Source organism: Pasteurella pantherarum, assembly GCF_049670885.1.
Lineage (GTDB): Bacteria > Pseudomonadota > Gammaproteobacteria > Enterobacterales > Pasteurellaceae > Pasteurella.
The window spans coordinates 2,148,324-2,165,055 of sequence record NZ_CP187173.1 but is presented as its reverse complement, the minus strand read 5'-3'; the positions used below and the strand labels follow the sequence as shown (position 1 = coordinate 2,165,055).

Annotated in this window: 11 protein-coding genes; 9 read left to right on the top strand and 2 right to left on the bottom strand. The window is 38.3% G+C overall.

Annotated elements, in window-relative coordinates; genetic code table 11:
• From ACPEEM_RS10215 to yqfB, 6 genes are all read left to right on the top strand, one after another.
• Complete coding sequence (locus ACPEEM_RS10215) at positions 1–1,578, top strand: Fic family protein (protein ID WP_424406914.1); 1,578 nt, start codon at positions 1–3, stop codon at positions 1,576–1,578.
• A gap of 22 nt (positions 1,579–1,600) precedes the next feature.
• Complete coding sequence (locus tag ACPEEM_RS10210) at positions 1,601–2,800, top strand: restriction endonuclease subunit S (RefSeq protein ID WP_424406912.1); 1,200 nt, start codon at positions 1,601–1,603, stop codon at positions 2,798–2,800.
• Positions 2,801–2,903: 103 nt separating this feature from the next.
• Entirely contained in the window at positions 2,904–3,920 is a 1,017-nt protein-coding gene (locus tag ACPEEM_RS10205) for a virulence RhuM family protein (RefSeq protein WP_424402003.1), read from the top strand.
• Positions 3,921–6,047 carry an AAA family ATPase gene (locus ACPEEM_RS10200; protein WP_424406910.1) on the top strand — a complete coding sequence of 709 codons (2,127 nt, stop codon included), beginning with the start codon at positions 3,921–3,923 and terminating at the stop codon, positions 6,045–6,047.
• The gene (locus ACPEEM_RS10195) at positions 6,044–9,133 is read left to right on the top strand and encodes a type I restriction endonuclease subunit R (protein ID WP_424406908.1); all 3,090 of its coding nucleotides are present in this window, start codon (positions 6,044–6,046) and stop codon (positions 9,131–9,133) included. The genes ACPEEM_RS10200 and ACPEEM_RS10195 overlap by 4 nt, the downstream gene beginning before the upstream one ends.
• A 23-nt stretch (positions 9,134–9,156) precedes the next feature.
• The gene (yqfB, locus tag ACPEEM_RS10190) at positions 9,157–9,468 is read left to right on the top strand and encodes a N(4)-acetylcytidine aminohydrolase (protein WP_424402000.1); all 312 of its coding nucleotides are present in this window, start codon (positions 9,157–9,159) and stop codon (positions 9,466–9,468) included.
• A gap of 89 nt (positions 9,469–9,557) precedes the next feature.
• On the opposite strand, the gene glpQ is transcribed toward yqfB, so the two are convergent.
• Entirely contained in the window at positions 9,558–10,631 is a 1,074-nt protein-coding gene (gene glpQ / locus ACPEEM_RS10185) for a glycerophosphodiester phosphodiesterase (protein WP_424406906.1), read from the bottom strand.
• A 67-nt stretch (positions 10,632–10,698) separates the two neighbouring features.
• A complete protein-coding gene (gene glpT, locus ACPEEM_RS10180) occupies positions 10,699–12,144 on the bottom strand; it encodes a glycerol-3-phosphate transporter (RefSeq protein ID WP_424401998.1) in 1,446 nt (481 codons plus the stop codon).
• A 339-nt stretch (positions 12,145–12,483) separates the two neighbouring features.
• Here glpT and glpA point away from each other — a divergent pair, with 339 nt between their 5' ends.
• From glpA to glpC, 3 genes are read left to right on the top strand one after another with little or no spacing between them, the layout of a single operon-like run.
• On the top strand, positions 12,484–14,175 hold the full coding sequence (gene glpA, locus ACPEEM_RS10175; protein WP_424406904.1) for an anaerobic glycerol-3-phosphate dehydrogenase subunit A: 1,692 nt from the start codon (positions 12,484–12,486) through the stop codon (positions 14,173–14,175).
• Complete coding sequence (glpB, locus tag ACPEEM_RS10170; RefSeq protein ID WP_424406902.1) at positions 14,165–15,454, top strand: glycerol-3-phosphate dehydrogenase subunit GlpB; 1,290 nt, start codon at positions 14,165–14,167, stop codon at positions 15,452–15,454. Before glpA ends, glpB begins: the two co-directional genes overlap by 11 nt.
• A complete protein-coding gene (gene glpC, locus ACPEEM_RS10165; protein WP_424406900.1) occupies positions 15,451–16,722 on the top strand; it encodes an anaerobic glycerol-3-phosphate dehydrogenase subunit GlpC in 1,272 nt (423 codons plus the stop codon). Before glpB ends, glpC begins: the two co-directional genes overlap by 4 nt.
• The last annotated feature ends 10 nt before the right edge of the window (positions 16,723–16,732 follow it).

Below are 16,732 nucleotides of genomic sequence, written 5' to 3'. Positions count from 1 at the left end.
GTGAATGATAAGTTACCTGTGAATATCAATGATTTGATTAAAAAACGTGTTATCGAAGATGAACGTATCGAATTTAAAGCGAGCTGGAATCCAGAGTCGATTATTCATACACTTTGTGCCTTTGCTAATGACTTCCATAACCTAGGTGGAGGTTATTTAATTGTTGGTATTGAAGAAATAAATGGCATTCCTCAATTACCCCCAAAAGGGCTAGAAATAGAACAAATTGATAAAATTCGTAAAGATTTATTACAACTCGAAAAAAGTGCCATTGTTCCTGCATTTCATACACTCACTGCCACTTATGAAATTCAAGGTAAATTAATTTTAGTGCTTTGGGCTGTTGGGGGCGAAATGCGACCTTATAAAGCCAAAAAATCCTTGTCAGAAAAAAAGAGTGAAAACTGGGCTTACTATATTCGTCAACACGCTAGCACCATTGAGGCAAAAGGGGAAATAGAGCAAGAACTTTTATCCTTAGCAAACAAAATTCCTTTTGATGATCACCTGTGTTTATCCGCCAAATTAGATGATTTGCAACCTTACTTAATCCAAAGTTTTTTAAAAGAAATTAAAAGTGATTTAGCCTCACTTGCACCGAAATTATCGTTGGAAGAACTCGCACAGCGGATGAATATAGTTGGCGGTGCATCAGAAGCCTTATTCCCGAAAAATGTTGGGTTACTGTTCTTTAATGAACAACCAGAACGCTTTTTCCCCGCCACTCAAATTGATGTAGTGTATTTTCCAAAGGGAGCTGGAGGCGGAGAGATTGAAGAAAAAATTTTCAAAGGTCCATTAGGTAGAATTACGCAAGATGCCTTGCAATATATTAAAAGCCATTATTTACAGGAAAAAGTGATCAAAATCCCCAACCAAGCCAAAGCAAAACGCTTTTGGAATTATCCTTTTTTAGCTATTGAAGAAGCCTTAGTGAATGCGGTTTATCACCGCTCTTATGAAATCCGTGAGCCGATTGAAGTAAGAATAGATGACCAATTCATTGATATTCTCAGCTATCCGGGGCCTGATCGTTCCATTAGGCTTAATGAATTACAAGAAGGACGTGCGGTGAGTCGTCGCTATCGTAACCGTCGAATTGGGGAATTTTTAAAAGACTTAGAATTGACGGAAGGTCGCTCAACAGGCATTCCAACCATTATTAAGGCAATGGCTGAAAATGGCTCGCCAACGGCTATTTTTGAAAGCAATGAGGAGCGTAGCTATTTTCTCATTCGCTTACCTATTCACCCTGAAATGACGAGTACTGATCTAGCTACCGACCTAGCTACCGACCTAGCTACCGACCTAGCTACCGACCGAGTTGATAATTTGGCGGTTCGGCTATTGATCGTATTAGCCAATCATGAAAAAGGCATTTCACAGTTAATGGAGGCACTGAATATTCAGCATAAACGCCATTTTCGAACCGCTTATATCCTCCCTGCGATGGAAAATGGGTGGGTTGAAATGACATTACCAGACAAGCCAACTAGCCCTAATCAACAATATCGAATAACCGAAAAGGGGAAACAGGTGTTAGCGAATATCAAAAATCACGTGGCAACCTTGAATTGATAAGGCGGGAAAAGGATAAGAAATGAAACAAAATAATATGATACAGATGATTGAGCAAAGTCAGGTGGAATGGAAGACCATTGAAGAAGTCTTTAATATAAAAAATGGTTATACGCCTTCGAAATCCAATAAAGAATATTGGGAAAAGGGCACAATTCCTTGGTTTAGAATGGAAGATATTAGAGAAAATGGGCAAATTATTCACGATTCTTTACAAAAAGTTTCAGAAAGTGCGGTTAAAGGAGGAAAACTTTTTCCAGCAAATTCTATTATTGTTGCAACATCCGCAACGATTGGCGAACACGCTTTAATTACCGTTCCTTTTTTGGCAAATCAAAGATTTAGTTGCTTATCTGTAAAGCAAAAATATCAGCAGAATTTTGATATTAAATTTTTATTCTATTATTGCTTTTTACTGTCGGATTGGTGCAAGAAAAATACCACAATGTCCAGTTTTGCATCAGTAGATATGGTTGGTTTTAGAAAATTCCAAATCCCAATCCCCCCACTCGAAACACAAAAAGAAATTGTCCGAATTTTAGATGCACTTACCGCGGTTACCAGCGAGCTTACCAGCGAGCTTACCAGCGAGCTTAAACTCCGCCAAAAACAATATCAATACTATCGTGATCATTTATTAAGTTTTGGTGATGATGTGGAGTGGAAGAGTTTGGGGGAAATAGGTGAAGTTCGTATGTGCAAAAGAATTTTAAAAGAGCAAACTTCTGAATACGGAGATATTCCATTTTATAAAATCGGTACTTTCGGAAAAGAGGCAAATGCATATATTTCTAGAAAATTATTCGAAGAATATAAAGCAAAATATAACTATCCAAAGAAAGGAGATATTCTAATTTCTGCAAGCGGAACTATTGGTAGAACCGTTATTTTTGATGGAAAAGATTCATATTTCCAAGATAGTAATATTGTCTGGATTGAAAATGATGAGAGTCAAGTACTAAATAAATATTTATTTTATTTTTACCAAATCGTAAATTGGAACATTTCGGAGGGAGGTACTATTCAAAGACTTTATAACGATAATTTAAAGAAAGTTAAAATCCCAATCCCACCGCTAGAAATCCAAGCCAAAATTGTGGAAATCTTGGATAAATTCGACCGCTTAACCCATTCCCTTAGCGAAGGTTTACCAAAAGAAATTGAACTTCGCCGTAAGCAATATGAATATTATCGGGATACGTTGTTGAATTTTCCGAAATAACGTAGGATGGGCTTCAGCCCATCATTTTAACCGCCGATATTGTTTTGATGGGCTAAAGCCCATCCTACAAAATGAAACAAGTTAGAGGAAACAGGAAGTTAAAATGACAGACTTGATTATTTATAACACCGATGATGGCAGATCGAATGTTGCCTTACTTGTTGCTGATAATGAAGCGTGGCTGACCCAAAATCAGCTTGCTGAACTTTTTGACACCTCTGTTCAAAATATCGCCTTACATATCAAAAATATATTACAAGACAATGAATTAGATGAAAATTCAGTTATCAAGGATTACTTGATAACTGCCCAAGATGGTAAAAATTATCAGGTTAAACATTATTCATTAGATATGATTTTAGCGGTGGGATTTCGAGTGCGGAGTCCTCGTGGGGTGCAATTTCGTAGATGGGCAAATCACACTCTACAAACCTATTTAGACAAAGGATTTTTAATTGATAGCGAGCGATTGAAAAATCCACAAGGGCGGTTTGATTATTTCGATGAGCTACTCGAGCAAATTCGAGAAATTCGAGCCAGTGAAATGCGGTTTTATCAAAAAGTGCGGGAATTATTTAGCTTATCCAGCGATTATGATAAAAGCGATAAAGCGACCCAAATGTTTTTTGCTGAAACGCAAAATAAATTGATTTATGCCATTACTCAGAAAACGGCAGCAGAGTTAATTTTAGCACGTGCAAATGCCACGCTACCCAATATGGGATTGACCGCTTGGAAAGGAAAAGTGGTGCGTAAAGGTGATGTGATTATTGCAAAAAATTATCTGAATAATGATGAATTAGATTCATTAAACCGTTTAGTCATGATCTTTTTAGAAAGTGCCGAATTGCGAGTTAAAAAACAAAAAGATTTAACGCTCAGTTTTTGGCGAAATAATGTCGATAATCTATTAGAATTTAATGGTTTTCCTGTTTTAGAGAATAAAGGTGAACGATCAAGCGAACAAATGAAATTATTTGTTCATCAGCAATATGAACAGTTTGATTATGCTCGAAAACAACTCAAACAAAGCCTTGCAGATGCCGAGGATTTGAGGGAGTTGGAGGATTTGGAAATTGGTCTAAAAATAACTCATAAAAGTTCTAAAGGAGAAGGTTAGATGATTATTGATCTTACTGGTAATGATTTATTCAACTCTAATGAAATTAAATTTGATAAAAAAGTTAATTTTATTTTTGGTAAAAATGGGTGTGGTAAATCTACAATCACTAAATTAGTAAAAGAGCAGTGCAATAACTATGATGTCAGAATATTTCAGGGCTTTGAGAGTGTTGTTAGTGCAAATAATAGTTTAGAAACGGTAGTTTTAGGAGAAGAAAACACTGAAATTAATAATAGAATTGAAGAAGAAAGAAGAAAAATTGAAAGCATTGAACGGGATATCGCTGTTATTGAAAACAACATCTGTGAAAATAAAGAAGACCCTGATAATTTATGGAGTAAGAAAAATTTAAAAGAAAAAGAGTATAAAGCTCAAAAAGATAAAATAGATGATTTTTGTAGAGAGTCTGCAAAGAAAATCAAAGAGGATGAACAAAAGATAACCTCTTCATCGTACGATATTAGAAGTTTCAAAGAAGATATTCCACAGGCAAAATCGTTAAGCGAAGATAGAGTTTCCGAACTAAGAAAATTATTAAATTCTGAAGTTAAAACAGCGAATAAGTTGGAGACTTTGAACTTTTCTTTAAGTGATGAGCTAAATGATGTGAATGGATTGTTAGGGTTAAAAGTAGAAGAAAGAACACGTCTTGCAAGATTGGAAGGAGATCATAGAAAAAAAGCGTTTGCAGAACAAGGGCTGCATATTCATAAAGCTGGTGATGTTTGTGCTTTTTGTAATAATCTTGTTTCTGAAGATGTTCTTGAGGAGCTTCAAAAATATTTTTCTGCAGATGAAGTAAAAGAGTTTAACTCAAAAATAGAAAAGAAAATACATAATATAGATAAATTCATCAAAAATATTAACAATATGCAGATTGATGTTAATGATTTCTATGTGGATTATCAGTCTAGGGTTGAAGATATAAGAATTAAATTTGATAGATTAAAAAATGAATATGTTGCATTTTTAGATAATCTAGCGTCAAGTTTGAAAGAGAAAAAATCTAATTTATTCCAAGAAAGTAGTTTGTTACAGATGAAATATCCTGATGAGATTAATGATGCCATTAATCAATACAACGATATTGTTGATGAAAATAATTCTAGCGATCTCCCTAAGAAAAAGGAAAAAGCAAAATCTGATTTACGACTTGATTTAGTTAGTAAATTCTTATCTGAATTTAAGTATGACATTGAACATACAAATCTAGATAATTTTTTAATGTCATTAAATGATGTTAAGAAGGATACTAATAAAGAAGAGTTAAGAGTAGAAGATTTAAAAAAAGAAATAGCTACTATTAATTTAAGTATAAATGTACTCTTATCGAGTACCAAAAATGAAAAAATCCTTGTTCAGAGAGTAAATGAAAAACTTAAGCTATATGTTAACTTTGAATTAATCCATCAAGATGGAAGTAATGATTATAAGGTAAAGTGCTCAAGAAATGGTAGTATAAGAACTGTTCAAGAATTATCGACAGGCGAAAAGAATATTATTGCTTTTTTATATTTTATTGAGAAAATCAATGAATCATTAGATAGTAGACCAAAATGCATTGTTTTTGATGATCCAATGAACTCCAATGATGATACTGTTCAGTATTTAATTATAGAAGAATTGCAAAAACTTAAAGATAAAAAAATAAAAAATAATGAAAGAATTGTTATTTTAACCCATAACATACATTTTTATTTAAATATTAAATATGGTTGCAGCTATAAAGATAATAATTTTTATCATTTTGTTAGAGATGGAAAGAATACCATTTTAAATAAAATTCATAAAAAAGAGGATGATTTTGATACTAGTTATTCTGCTCTTTGGAAAGAGCTCAATATTCTTTATGGAAAATATGATATAAGTGAAAATATGTTATTAAATCCAATTAGAAGAATTATTGAAACATACACCAAATTTAATGGTATTAGCCAAAACAAATTCTTCCAAAATGTTATTGGTGCGAGAAAGTTATTTAATGTCAATTCTCATTCTATAGATGATTTAGAAACGGACTTAAATGGCAAAACCAAAAAAGAAATTATTGATTTATTACAAGAATGTTTTAAACAAAATGATGCAATAGAACATTATAATCTGTTCTTCGGAGATAACCAATGACAACCCAAACCACCCCCATCACCGAAACCAACAATTTCATCATTCTCGATAAATACACCAAAATCGAGCAACGTGATTCCTATCAAACAGAGGCAGATTTAGAGCGTGAGTTAATTGCCGACTTACAAGCACAAGGCTATGAATATCGTCAGGATTTGAATAGCCAAGACACACTCTTAGCTAACCTAAGAGAACAATTACAAAAGCTCAATAATGTGCAGTTTAGTGATGCGGAGTGGGCACGATTTTTAGTGGAGTATCTGGATAAGCCCGCAGAGAGTTTAATTGATAAAAGCCGTAAAATTCACCACGATTATATTTATGATTTTGTGTTTGATAATGGGCGGATTCAAAATATTTACCTGTTAGATAAAAAGCATATCCAGCGTAATTTCTTGCAAGTGATTCATCAATTTGAGCAAACTGGCACACAAGCGAATCGCTATGATGTGACGATTTTAATTAATGGCTTACCTTTGGTTCAAATTGAGTTGAAAAAACGGGGGGTGGCGGTTAAAGAGGCATTTAACCAAATTCATCGTTATACAAAAGAAAGTTTTAATCACGACAATTCTCTATTCAAATTCCTGCAAATTTTTGTCATCTCAAATGGCACCAACACCCGTTATTTTGCCAATACCACCAAGAGAGATAAAAACAGTTTTGATTTCACCATGCATTGGGCAAAATCCGATAATACGTTGATTAAAGATTTGAAAGATTTTACTGCCACTTTCCTCTCAAAAAATACTTTGCTCAATGTCTTGATCAATTATTCAGTGTTTGATACCACCAATACGTTATTAATTATGCGTCCCTATCAAATTGCTGCCACAGAGCGTCTGTTGTGGAAGGTGAAAAGTGCTTATCAGGCAAAAAATTGGGGTAAACTTGAAAGTGGTGGCTATATTTGGCACACCACAGGGTCGGGCAAAACCTTAACGAGTTTTAAAGCTGCACGTCTTGCAACAGAACTGGATTTTATTCAGAAAGTCTTTTTTGTGGTGGATAGAAAAGATCTCGACAATCAAACCATGAAAGAATATCAGCGCTTTTCGCCCGATAGCGTGAATGGTTCAGACAGTACCGCAGGGCTAAAAAGTAATATTGAGAAAGACGATAATAAAATTATTGTTACCACCATCCAAAAGCTCAATAACCTGATGAAATCAGAAGACGATTTAGCCATTTATCAAAAACAAGTGGTGTTTATTTTCGATGAATGTCACCGTTCTCAATTTGGTGAAGCACAAAAAAACCTCAAGAAAAAATTTAAACAGTTTTATCAATTTGGTTTTACAGGGACACCAATTTTTAAAGAGAAAAATGCACTTGGCGATCAAGGCACAGAAGATGTGTTTGGTGATCAATTACATTCTTATGTGATTACGGATGCGATTCGTGATGAGAAAGTGCTGAAGTTTAAGGTAGATTACAATGATGTCCGCCCAAAATTCAAATCCTTTGAAACCGAAAAAAATCTGGAAAAATTGACCGCACTTGAGACCAAGCAAGCCTTATTGCACCCTGAACGTATTTGTGAAATTACACAATATATCCTTAATAATTTTAAACAGAAAACCCATCGCTTAACTGCAACGGGTAAAGGGTTTAATGCGATGTTTGCAGTGAGTAGTGTTGAGGCGGCGAAACTCTATTATGAAAGCTTTAAAACATTACAACAAGGCGTAAAAAATCCCCTTAAAGTGGCTACCATTTTTTCTTTTGCTGCGAATGAGGCACAGGATGCGGTGGGCGACATTGAAGATGAAAGCTTTGAGCCAAGTGCCATGAATAGCTCTGCCAAAGAATTTTTACAATATGCGATTGATGACTATAACCAACTTTTCCAGACCAATTATGGTGTTGATAGCAAATCATTCCAACACTACTATAGTGATTTAGCCAAACGTGTCAAAAATCAAGAAGTTGATTTACTCATTGTGGTGGGGATGTTTTTAACGGGGTTTGATGCCTCAGGTTTAAACACCCTCTTTGTGGATAAAAACCTGCGTTATCACGGTTTAATCCAAGCCTACTCTCGCACCAACCGCATTTATAACGCCACCAAAACCTTCGGCAATATCGTCACTTTCCGTGATTTAGAGCAAGCTACTATCGATGCCATTACCCTGTTTGGTGTGGCGAAGGAAACTAATATACACAATGTCGTGTTGGAAAAAAATTATCAAGCCTATATGGAAGGTTATACAGATGAACTGACTGGTGAGGCATGTCCGGGGTATTTGAGTGTGGTACAAGAATTACAGGCACGCTTCCCTGATCCTGCTGCTATTGAAACAGAAAAAGAGAAAAAAGAGTTTGTGAAATTATTTGGTGAATACTTACGCCTTGATAATATTCTGCAAAATTATGATGAGTATGTCGCATTACAAGAAGCTGCTTCCCCTACGAGTAATCAAGTGGAAGAACCTTCTGCAAAATACCTGACTCAGCCTGAACTTTCCGTCACGCCACTGACACCTCACCAAGTGCAAGATTATCGTTCTACCTATAATGATATTCGTGATTGGTTGCGTCGTGAAAAAGCCAGTAATAATGCCACGCAACTTACGATAGATTGGGATGATGTGGTCTTTGAAGTGGACTTATTAAAATCACAAGAAATTAATTTAGACTATATTTTAGAATTGATTTTTGAACAACATAAGAAAAATCAAACTAAACCTGTGCTCATAGAGGAAATCCGTAAAATGATTCGTGCGAGTGTCGGGAGTCGTGCAAAAGAAAGCTTAGTTGTGGACTTCATTCATCAAACCAATCTTGATACCATTCCTGATAAGGCGAGTATTATTGATGCCTTCTTTGCTTTCGCACAAGCAGAACAGCAAAAAGAAGCGAACGCCTTAATTAAAGCTGAAAATTTAAATGAAGAAGCGGCAAAACGTTATTTGGCGATCTCGCTCAAACGTGAATATGCCAGTGAGAATGGTACAGAGCTACATGCAGCTTTACCAACACTCAGCCCTTTAAATCCTGAATACCGCACCAAAAAACAAACGGTATTCGAAAAAATTTCGGCATTTATTGAGAAATTTAAAGGGGTCGGCGGTAAAATAGTATGAAGTCGTCAATCATGAGATAAAAAATGAATAAAATTACTTTTTTTACCCGCTTTGAAGCAGATATTTTGGCAGGGCGTAAAACCATCACCATTCGTGATAAATCGGAATCGTATTTTCAGCCAAATCAAATGTTGGCGGTTTACACCAATGAAACCGATCGCTTTTTTGCCAACATTAAGGTGCTATCGGTAACACAGATTCATTTCGACCAGTTATCCGAACAACACGCACAACAAGAAAATATGACGTTGCCTGAATTACGGCAGGTGATCAAACACATTTATCCACAAGAAGACACTTTTTGGGTGATTGCCTTTGAAGTCGTGAGGGAATAAGGAATAAGCGGAAACACAAAGTGCGGTCAAAAATTTTTACATTTTGACCGCACTTTTTTATCGACTCTCGGGTTGCCTATCTGGTTGTCTTATTTTTGTTTTTGTAAAAACTCGACGCCCGTATCAGGGAAATCGGTGAAGACACCTGTTGCACCAGCCTTGTTGAATAAGGCATCGTACATTTGATTCACGTCTGTGAAAAAGTCTGGCAAGGCATCTTTACGCACAGTGTAAGGGTGAAGTTCCATTTTGTAGTTGGCGAGTTCTTTCACTAATGGGGTGTAAACAATGTTGCCCACTTTGGATTTTTCTTTATCCACCAACATATACCAACCTGGTCCTACGCCATCGGCATATTTTGCCACTTCAGCCATTGCACCGGGTTTAAACATCCAATCATAATCGTAGTTCACCCATTTTCCTTGTGCATTTTTCTCTTCAGTTTCATGCCAGTCGGTGTAAGCGATTAACTGAACCAGTTTGATATCCATGCCCATTTTTGGCAGAAGTTCGGTTTTAATCCGTTTGAGTTCGTTGAAATCGAAGGTCTGTAAATACACGGCATCTTGTTTGGTGTGATAGCCATATTTTTTCAACACCGTTAAGGTGGCTTGTGCAATATCTTTCCCTTCTTGATGATGTAACCAAGGGGCTTTGATTTCAGGATAAATCCCAATTTTTCGCCCTGTGGATTTTTCTAACCCTTGAATAAATTCAATTTCTTCCTCGAAAGTATGCAATCTAAAATGCGATTGCCAAAGTGGGAAGCGATTGAGGTAAACTTGCACTTGCTTTCCCATTTCAAGCTTGAAATTTTCTGTCATTTCAAGGGTTTGAATTTCTTTTAAGGTGAAATCTATCACATAATAACGCCCATCTTTTCTGGCACGTTTCGGGAATTTTTTCGCCACATCCGTTAAGCCATCTAAAAAATGATCGTGAATGACAATAAGGTGATTATCTTTTGTCATGGCTAAATCTTGTTCCAAATAATCCGCCTTTTGCCCAACCGCAAGGGCTTTGGATTCTAAGGTATGTTCAGGCAAATACCCACTTGCACCACGGTGGGCAATGATCAATTTATCGGATTTCATCATGGTTTGACTCGCACACGCCCCTAAGGTGAATACCGCCATAGCGGTAGCTATCACTTTTGCTATCATAAAACTCGTCCTCTGCGTTAAAAAGGAAGTCTGGTTTGACAACTCAACTTCCTTTTGATTGATTGTATTATTTACCGTAGTGATCACCAAGCTTCGCTTTGTGTTTGCTTTCTTCAAGCATGGTGATAAACATGAGTAAGATGGCGAAAAATCCTCCTGCAATCATCACGTAGAATCCACCATCCCAGCCATAGTATTCCGCAGCCCAACCGACAACTGCAGAAGCCGATACCGTTCCGCCTAAGTAACCGAATAATCCTGTGAAGCCTGCGGAGGTGCCAGCCGCTTTTTTCGGGGCAAGCTCAAGGGCATGTAACCCAATCAACATCACAGGACCATAGATTAAAAAGCCGATAGTTGTCATCAGAATGAAATCCATTAATTGGTAAGGATTTTCATACCATGCACGCCCTGCATATTGTGCGAGTTCATGCTCAGGGGTCGCAGGATTTAACCATAAGGCAATCACTGCTGAAGTGGTTAAAATCATAAAAATAAAGCCTGTTAACCCTCGTTTGCCTTTAAAGACTTTATCGGATACCCAACCACATAATAAGGTGCCAGGAATGGCGGCTAATTCATAAATGGTGTATGCCCATGCGGTTCCTTTGATATTGAAATGTTTCACTTCACCAAGATACACTGGCGACCATTTTAAAACACCATAACGAATCAAATAAACGAATACATTGGCAATGGCGATATACCAAAGAAGACGATTTTTTAATACATAGGTCACGAAAATATCTTTAGTACTTAAATCATGCTCATAAGTTTTTTCATTGTAATCATCAGGGTAATCATTACGCCATTTTTCAATGGGCGGTAAGCCGCAAGATTGAGGGGTGTCTTTCATCACAAAATAAATTGGAATTGCCGCAACCATGGCTGCAATTCCTGGGTAATAAAGGGCTTGCTGCCAAACATCTTTTGCGGTGGCTTCAACACCATGTGTACTGAAGTACATTCCACTGGCAAGTAATACCATTGCACCTGGCACCATTCCCCCTAAGTTATGTGCGGTATTCCAAATGGAGACGATAGATCCCCGTTCTGATTTAGACCACCAATGCACCATGGTGCGACCACAAGGCGGCCATCCCATACCTTGAAACCAACCGTTTAAGAAAATCATGATGAACATGACTGCAATGCCAGAGGTTGCCCACGGCATTAACCCCATCATGGTCATACACAAACCTGATAAGAGTAAACCGAAAGGTAAAAAGACTTTTGGGTTTGAGCGATCGGAAATAGATGCCATAAAGAATTTTGATAAACCGTAGGCTAAACCTGCCCCCGTACCAATAATGCCAAGTTCTGCTTTGTTGTACATCCCCGCTTCAATCAGCCCTTTTTGTGCTAAATCAAAGTTGGCTCGGACAAAATAATATGCTGCATAACCAAAAAAGATTCCCGCAAAGACTTGCCAACGCAAGAAGCGATATCTGGAATCAATTTTGTCCTCTGGAAGCTCTGCAATATGCGGAGCGGGTTTAAATGGACCAAACATACAATTCTCCAATCATTTAAATTTAAGTTTAAGTTTAAGTTTAAGTTTAAGTTTAAGTTTAAGTTTTTCATCGTATTGACTTTCTGTTACCCACATTCTTTTACAAGAATCTCACACAGATAATAAGGGAAAAGAAAAAACTGCAAAGGGAAATTATGCTAATTTGTGAGTAATTTCACAAAAAACATCGTTTGTTTGAACTGATTAGAAAATAATTTGTGATATCTGTCACAGTTAAACTTTCTTTTTCGATTAAATGATTGTTTATATCTGATTTTTTAGCCTAAAATGACAGCATAGTTTATGATTTGATTGTGCGTTTTTATGGGGGAGGGGGCGATGAATAGATCACCTCAAATGTATGAGCATACGTCAGACAATCGTCCGATAAGTGCAGATGTCATTATTATTGGTGGTGGGGCGACAGGAGCCGGTATTGCTCGGGATTGTGCCTTGCGTGGTATCCGCTGTATTTTGTTGGAACGACGAGACATTGCCACTGGTGCCACTGGACGAAATCATGGTTTATTACACAGTGGGGCAAGATATGCGGTTAATGATCCCGAATCTGCTCGAGAATGTATCAATGAAAACAAAATATTACGTCAAATTGCTCGCCATTGTATTGATGAAACAGAAGGACTATTCATAACCCTACCCGAAGACGATTTAGCCTATCAAAAAAAATTCATCACGCATTGCTCACAAGCTGGGATTGAAGCCATTGAGATTGATCCTGATTTAGCCCGTGATATGGAGCCATCTGTGAATCCAGCATTGGTCGGTGCCGTGGTGGTACCTGATGGCTCTATTGATCCTTTTCGTTTAACGGCATCAAATATACTTGATGCCACCGAAAATGGGGCGAGAATCTTCACTTATTGTGAAGTGAAAGGCTTGATTCAAGAAGGTGGTCGTGTGATTGGCGTGAGCGTTTACGATCATAAATACAAAATCCAACGTCAATGCTTTGCTCCCGTTGTCGTCAATGCTGGAGGAATTTGGGGGCAAGGCATTGCCGAATATGCGGATCTCAATATTCGAATGTTTCCTGCGAAAGGGGCATTATTAGTGATGGGACACCGTATCAATAAAATGGTTATAAACCGCTGTCGCAAACCTGCCGATGCCGATATTTTGGTGCCGGGAGATACCATTTGTGTGATCGGGACAACCTCAAGTCGTATTCCTTACGATCAAATAGATAACATGACCGTTACCCCTGAAGAAGTAGAGATTTTATTCCGTGAAGGGGAAAAATTAGCCCCCAGTTTACGCCATACTCGCGTTTTACGTGCCTATGCGGGCGTGCGTCCATTAGTGGCAAGTGATGATGATCCGTCAGGGCGTAATGTCAGTCGAGGGATTGTACTGCTCGATCATGCAAAACGAGATGGATTAGAGGGATTTATCACCATTACTGGTGGAAAATTAATGACCTACCGCCTTATGGCAGAATGGGCAACGGATTTAGTCTGTCAAAAACTAAATAAAACCGTCCCTTGTGTGACCGCAAAACAGCCGTTACCTGGTTCAAACGAAAATCGTTTAGACACCAATAAACGGGTGATGTCTTTACCCAGCCCCCTTCGCTATTCAGCCATTTATCGGCATGGTTCACGTGCCACTCGCTTATTGGATACGACACGTTTAGATCCTTCCCTTATTTGTGAATGTGAAGCCGTGACGGCTGGTGAAGTCCGTTATGCCGTTGATGAATTAAGTGTAAATAACATCGTAGATTTACGTCGTCGTACACGTGTCGGCATGGGCACCTGTCAAGGGGAGCTGTGTGCTTGCCGTGCATCGGGCTTAATGGCACGATTCGGTGTGACCACCGCACGCCAATCCACCACCCAGCTTGCCGCCTTTATGGAAGAACGTTGGCGTGGCATTGCCCCGATTGCATGGGGTGAAGCCATTCGTGAAGCGGAGTTCACCTCTTGGGTTTATTACAGCTTACTGGGCTTAAATGATGTGAAACCGCTTGAACAACAAGCACAACAAGGGGTAGATAACAATGAATTTTGATGTGGTTATTATTGGTGGAGGGCTTGCAGGTTTAACATGTGGCATTGCCCTACAAGAACAAGGTAAACAGTGCGTGATCATCAATAATGGTCAAGCCGCAATGGATTTTTCATCTGGCTCTTTTGATTTGCTTGGGCAATGGTCAGACGGTCGTAAAGTACAAGATTTTGCACAAAATGACACCGCACTTTTGGCACAAGACTCACCACATCCTTATCACCTCATTGGCAAAGAAAAAGTGTTAGAAAAGGCTGCTCAATTTGAACAATTAGCCCAAAAGTTAGCGTTGTCATTGTCAGGTAGTATCACCCAAGGCAATCACTTCCGTGTGACCCCATTAGGGGGATTACGTCCCACTTGGCTTTCCCCGAATACAGTGCCAACCGTGCAAGGAACACAACCCTTTACATATCAAAAAATCGCTGTGTTAGGCATTGAAGGTTATCATGATTTTCAACCGCAATTATTGGCTGATAATTTAAGTCAGCAATTGCCCTTTGCACATTGCCATATCACCACAGGTTATTTAAAGATTCCACAACTCGATGGATTACGTCAGCATTCACGTGAATTTCGCAGTGTAAATATTGCTCAATTCTTAGAACACCGACTTGATTTTGATGAATTGGTGGCAGAAATTCAAAAGGCAGCCAACGGCGCCGATGCTGTCTTTTTACCCGCCTGTTTTGGCTTAGACACACAAGATTTTTTCAACTCACTGAAAAAAGCCACACAATTGGCATTATTTGAATTGCCTACCCTTCCCCCCTCTTTGTTGGGCATGCGTCAACACAAAACACTGATTGACTATTTTAAATCCCTAGGTGGCTTTATGATGAACGGCGATAAAGTGCTACGTGCACGTGTTGAAAATCGCAAGGTTACCGAAGTTTATACTCGCTTACATCAAGATATCCCGATTAAAGCGACACATGTTGTGTTAGCCAGTGGCAGTTTTTTTAGTCAAGGCTTGGTGGCAGATTTTGACAAAATTTATGAGCCGATTTTTGCCTTGGATATACGGGAAAACAAGGCATTTCATGCACAAAATCGAATGAGTTGGACACAAAAGCGTTTCTCAGCCCCACAACCTTATCATGAGGCTGGCGTGGTGATTGATGCACATTGTCGAGCCCAAAAGTGCGGTCAATTTTTTGAAAATTTATATGCTATTGGCAATATTGTTGGGGGATTCAATGGCATTGAGCAAGGCTGTGGTTCGGGCGTTGCCATCGTTACCGCATTGGTTGCGGCAGAGCAGATAGGAGGTCAATCATGAATCTTCAACAATTTATTGAACATGCTAAACAAAACCGAATGTCGTCCCTTAAGCATGAGGCTTATGATGAAAGTTTTGAAAGTTGCATAAAATGCACCGCCTGCACTGCCGTTTGTCCAGTTTCTCGTCAAAATCCTCTGTACCCTGGTCCGAAACAAGCAGGCCCTGATGGTGAACGTTTACGCTTAAAAAGTGCGGAATTGTATGATGAAGCACTCAAATATTGTACGAACTGCAAACGTTGTGAAGTGGCTTGCCCGTCCGATGTGAAAATTGGTGATTTGATTGTACGAGCCAGAAACCAGCATTTAAGCTATCAAAACAAGCCCATGATGCACAAATTGCGTGATGCAGTATTAAGTCACACTGACTTGATGGGCAAAATGAATACACCATTTGCCCCCCTTGTAAACCGTATAACAGGCTTAAAAGCCACCCGTTTTTTGTTAGAAAAAACCTTAAATGTCAGTCAACATCGTCGCTTACCGAAATATGCTTTTGGTACATTCCGTAGCTGGTATTTAAAACACGCAGCCGAACAACAACGCCGTTATCAAGACAAAGTGGCTTATTATCATGGTTGCTATGTGAATTATAACAACCCTCAATTAGGCAAAGCGTTAATTCAAGTCTTTAATGCGTTGGATATTGGGGTGGTCTTGTTGGAAAAAGAAAAATGCTGTGGGTTGCCCTTGTCGGTGAATGGTTTTCCACAACGAGCCAAAAAACAAGCAGATTTTAACCTGAAATCCTTAACTAAACTCATTGATGAGCAAGGGCTAGAGGTGGTAGGAACCTCATCAAGCTGTACCATGAATTTACGTGACGAATATCATCATATTCTCGGCATGGATAACCAAAAAGTTCGCCCACATATTCATATTGTGACACGCTATTTATATCAATTAATTCAACAAGGGCGTACCTTGCCGTTAAACCCCTTACCACTTCGTATCGCTTACCACACGGCTTGTCATGTTGAAAAAGCAGGGTGGGCACCTTATACCCTCGCCGTGTTAAAACAGATTCCAGGCATTGAAATTGTGGTATTACCTTCACAATGCTGTGGAATTGCAGGCACTTACGGATTTAAATCTGAAAATTATGAGGTGGCACAAGCCATTGGCAATCCTTTATTTACGCTGATTAATGAAGGGAAATTTGACTATGTAATTTCGGAATGTGAAACCTGTAAATGGCAAATTGATATGTCGACTCATTCAACCTGTTTACACCCAATAAGTTTGTTGGCAATGGCGTTAGCTTAGTGAATTTTCC

What these genes read in the sequence shown, in the direction of transcription:
- ACPEEM_RS10210 (WP_424406912.1), top strand. Translation starts at nt 1,601, where the DNA reads ATGAAACAAAATAATATGATACAGATGATTGAGCAAAGTCAGGTGGAA.
- ACPEEM_RS10205 (WP_424402003.1), top strand. Translation starts at nt 2,904, where the DNA reads ATGACAGACTTGATTATTTATAACACCGATGATGGCAGATCGAATGTT.
- ACPEEM_RS10200 (WP_424406910.1), top strand. Translation starts at nt 3,921, where the DNA reads ATGATTATTGATCTTACTGGTAATGATTTATTCAACTCTAATGAAATT.
- ACPEEM_RS10195 (WP_424406908.1), top strand. Translation starts at nt 6,044, where the DNA reads ATGACAACCCAAACCACCCCCATCACCGAAACCAACAATTTCATCATT.
- yqfB (WP_424402000.1), top strand. Translation starts at nt 9,157, where the DNA reads ATGAATAAAATTACTTTTTTTACCCGCTTTGAAGCAGATATTTTGGCA.
- glpQ (WP_424406906.1), bottom strand. Translation starts at nt 10,631, where the DNA reads ATGATAGCAAAAGTGATAGCTACCGCTATGGCGGTATTCACCTTAGGG.
- glpT (WP_424401998.1), bottom strand. Translation starts at nt 12,144, where the DNA reads ATGTTTGGTCCATTTAAACCCGCTCCGCATATTGCAGAGCTTCCAGAG.
- glpA (WP_424406904.1), top strand. Translation starts at nt 12,484, where the DNA reads ATGAATAGATCACCTCAAATGTATGAGCATACGTCAGACAATCGTCCG.
- glpB (WP_424406902.1), top strand. Translation starts at nt 14,165, where the DNA reads ATGAATTTTGATGTGGTTATTATTGGTGGAGGGCTTGCAGGTTTAACA.
- glpC (WP_424406900.1), top strand. Translation starts at nt 15,451, where the DNA reads ATGAATCTTCAACAATTTATTGAACATGCTAAACAAAACCGAATGTCG.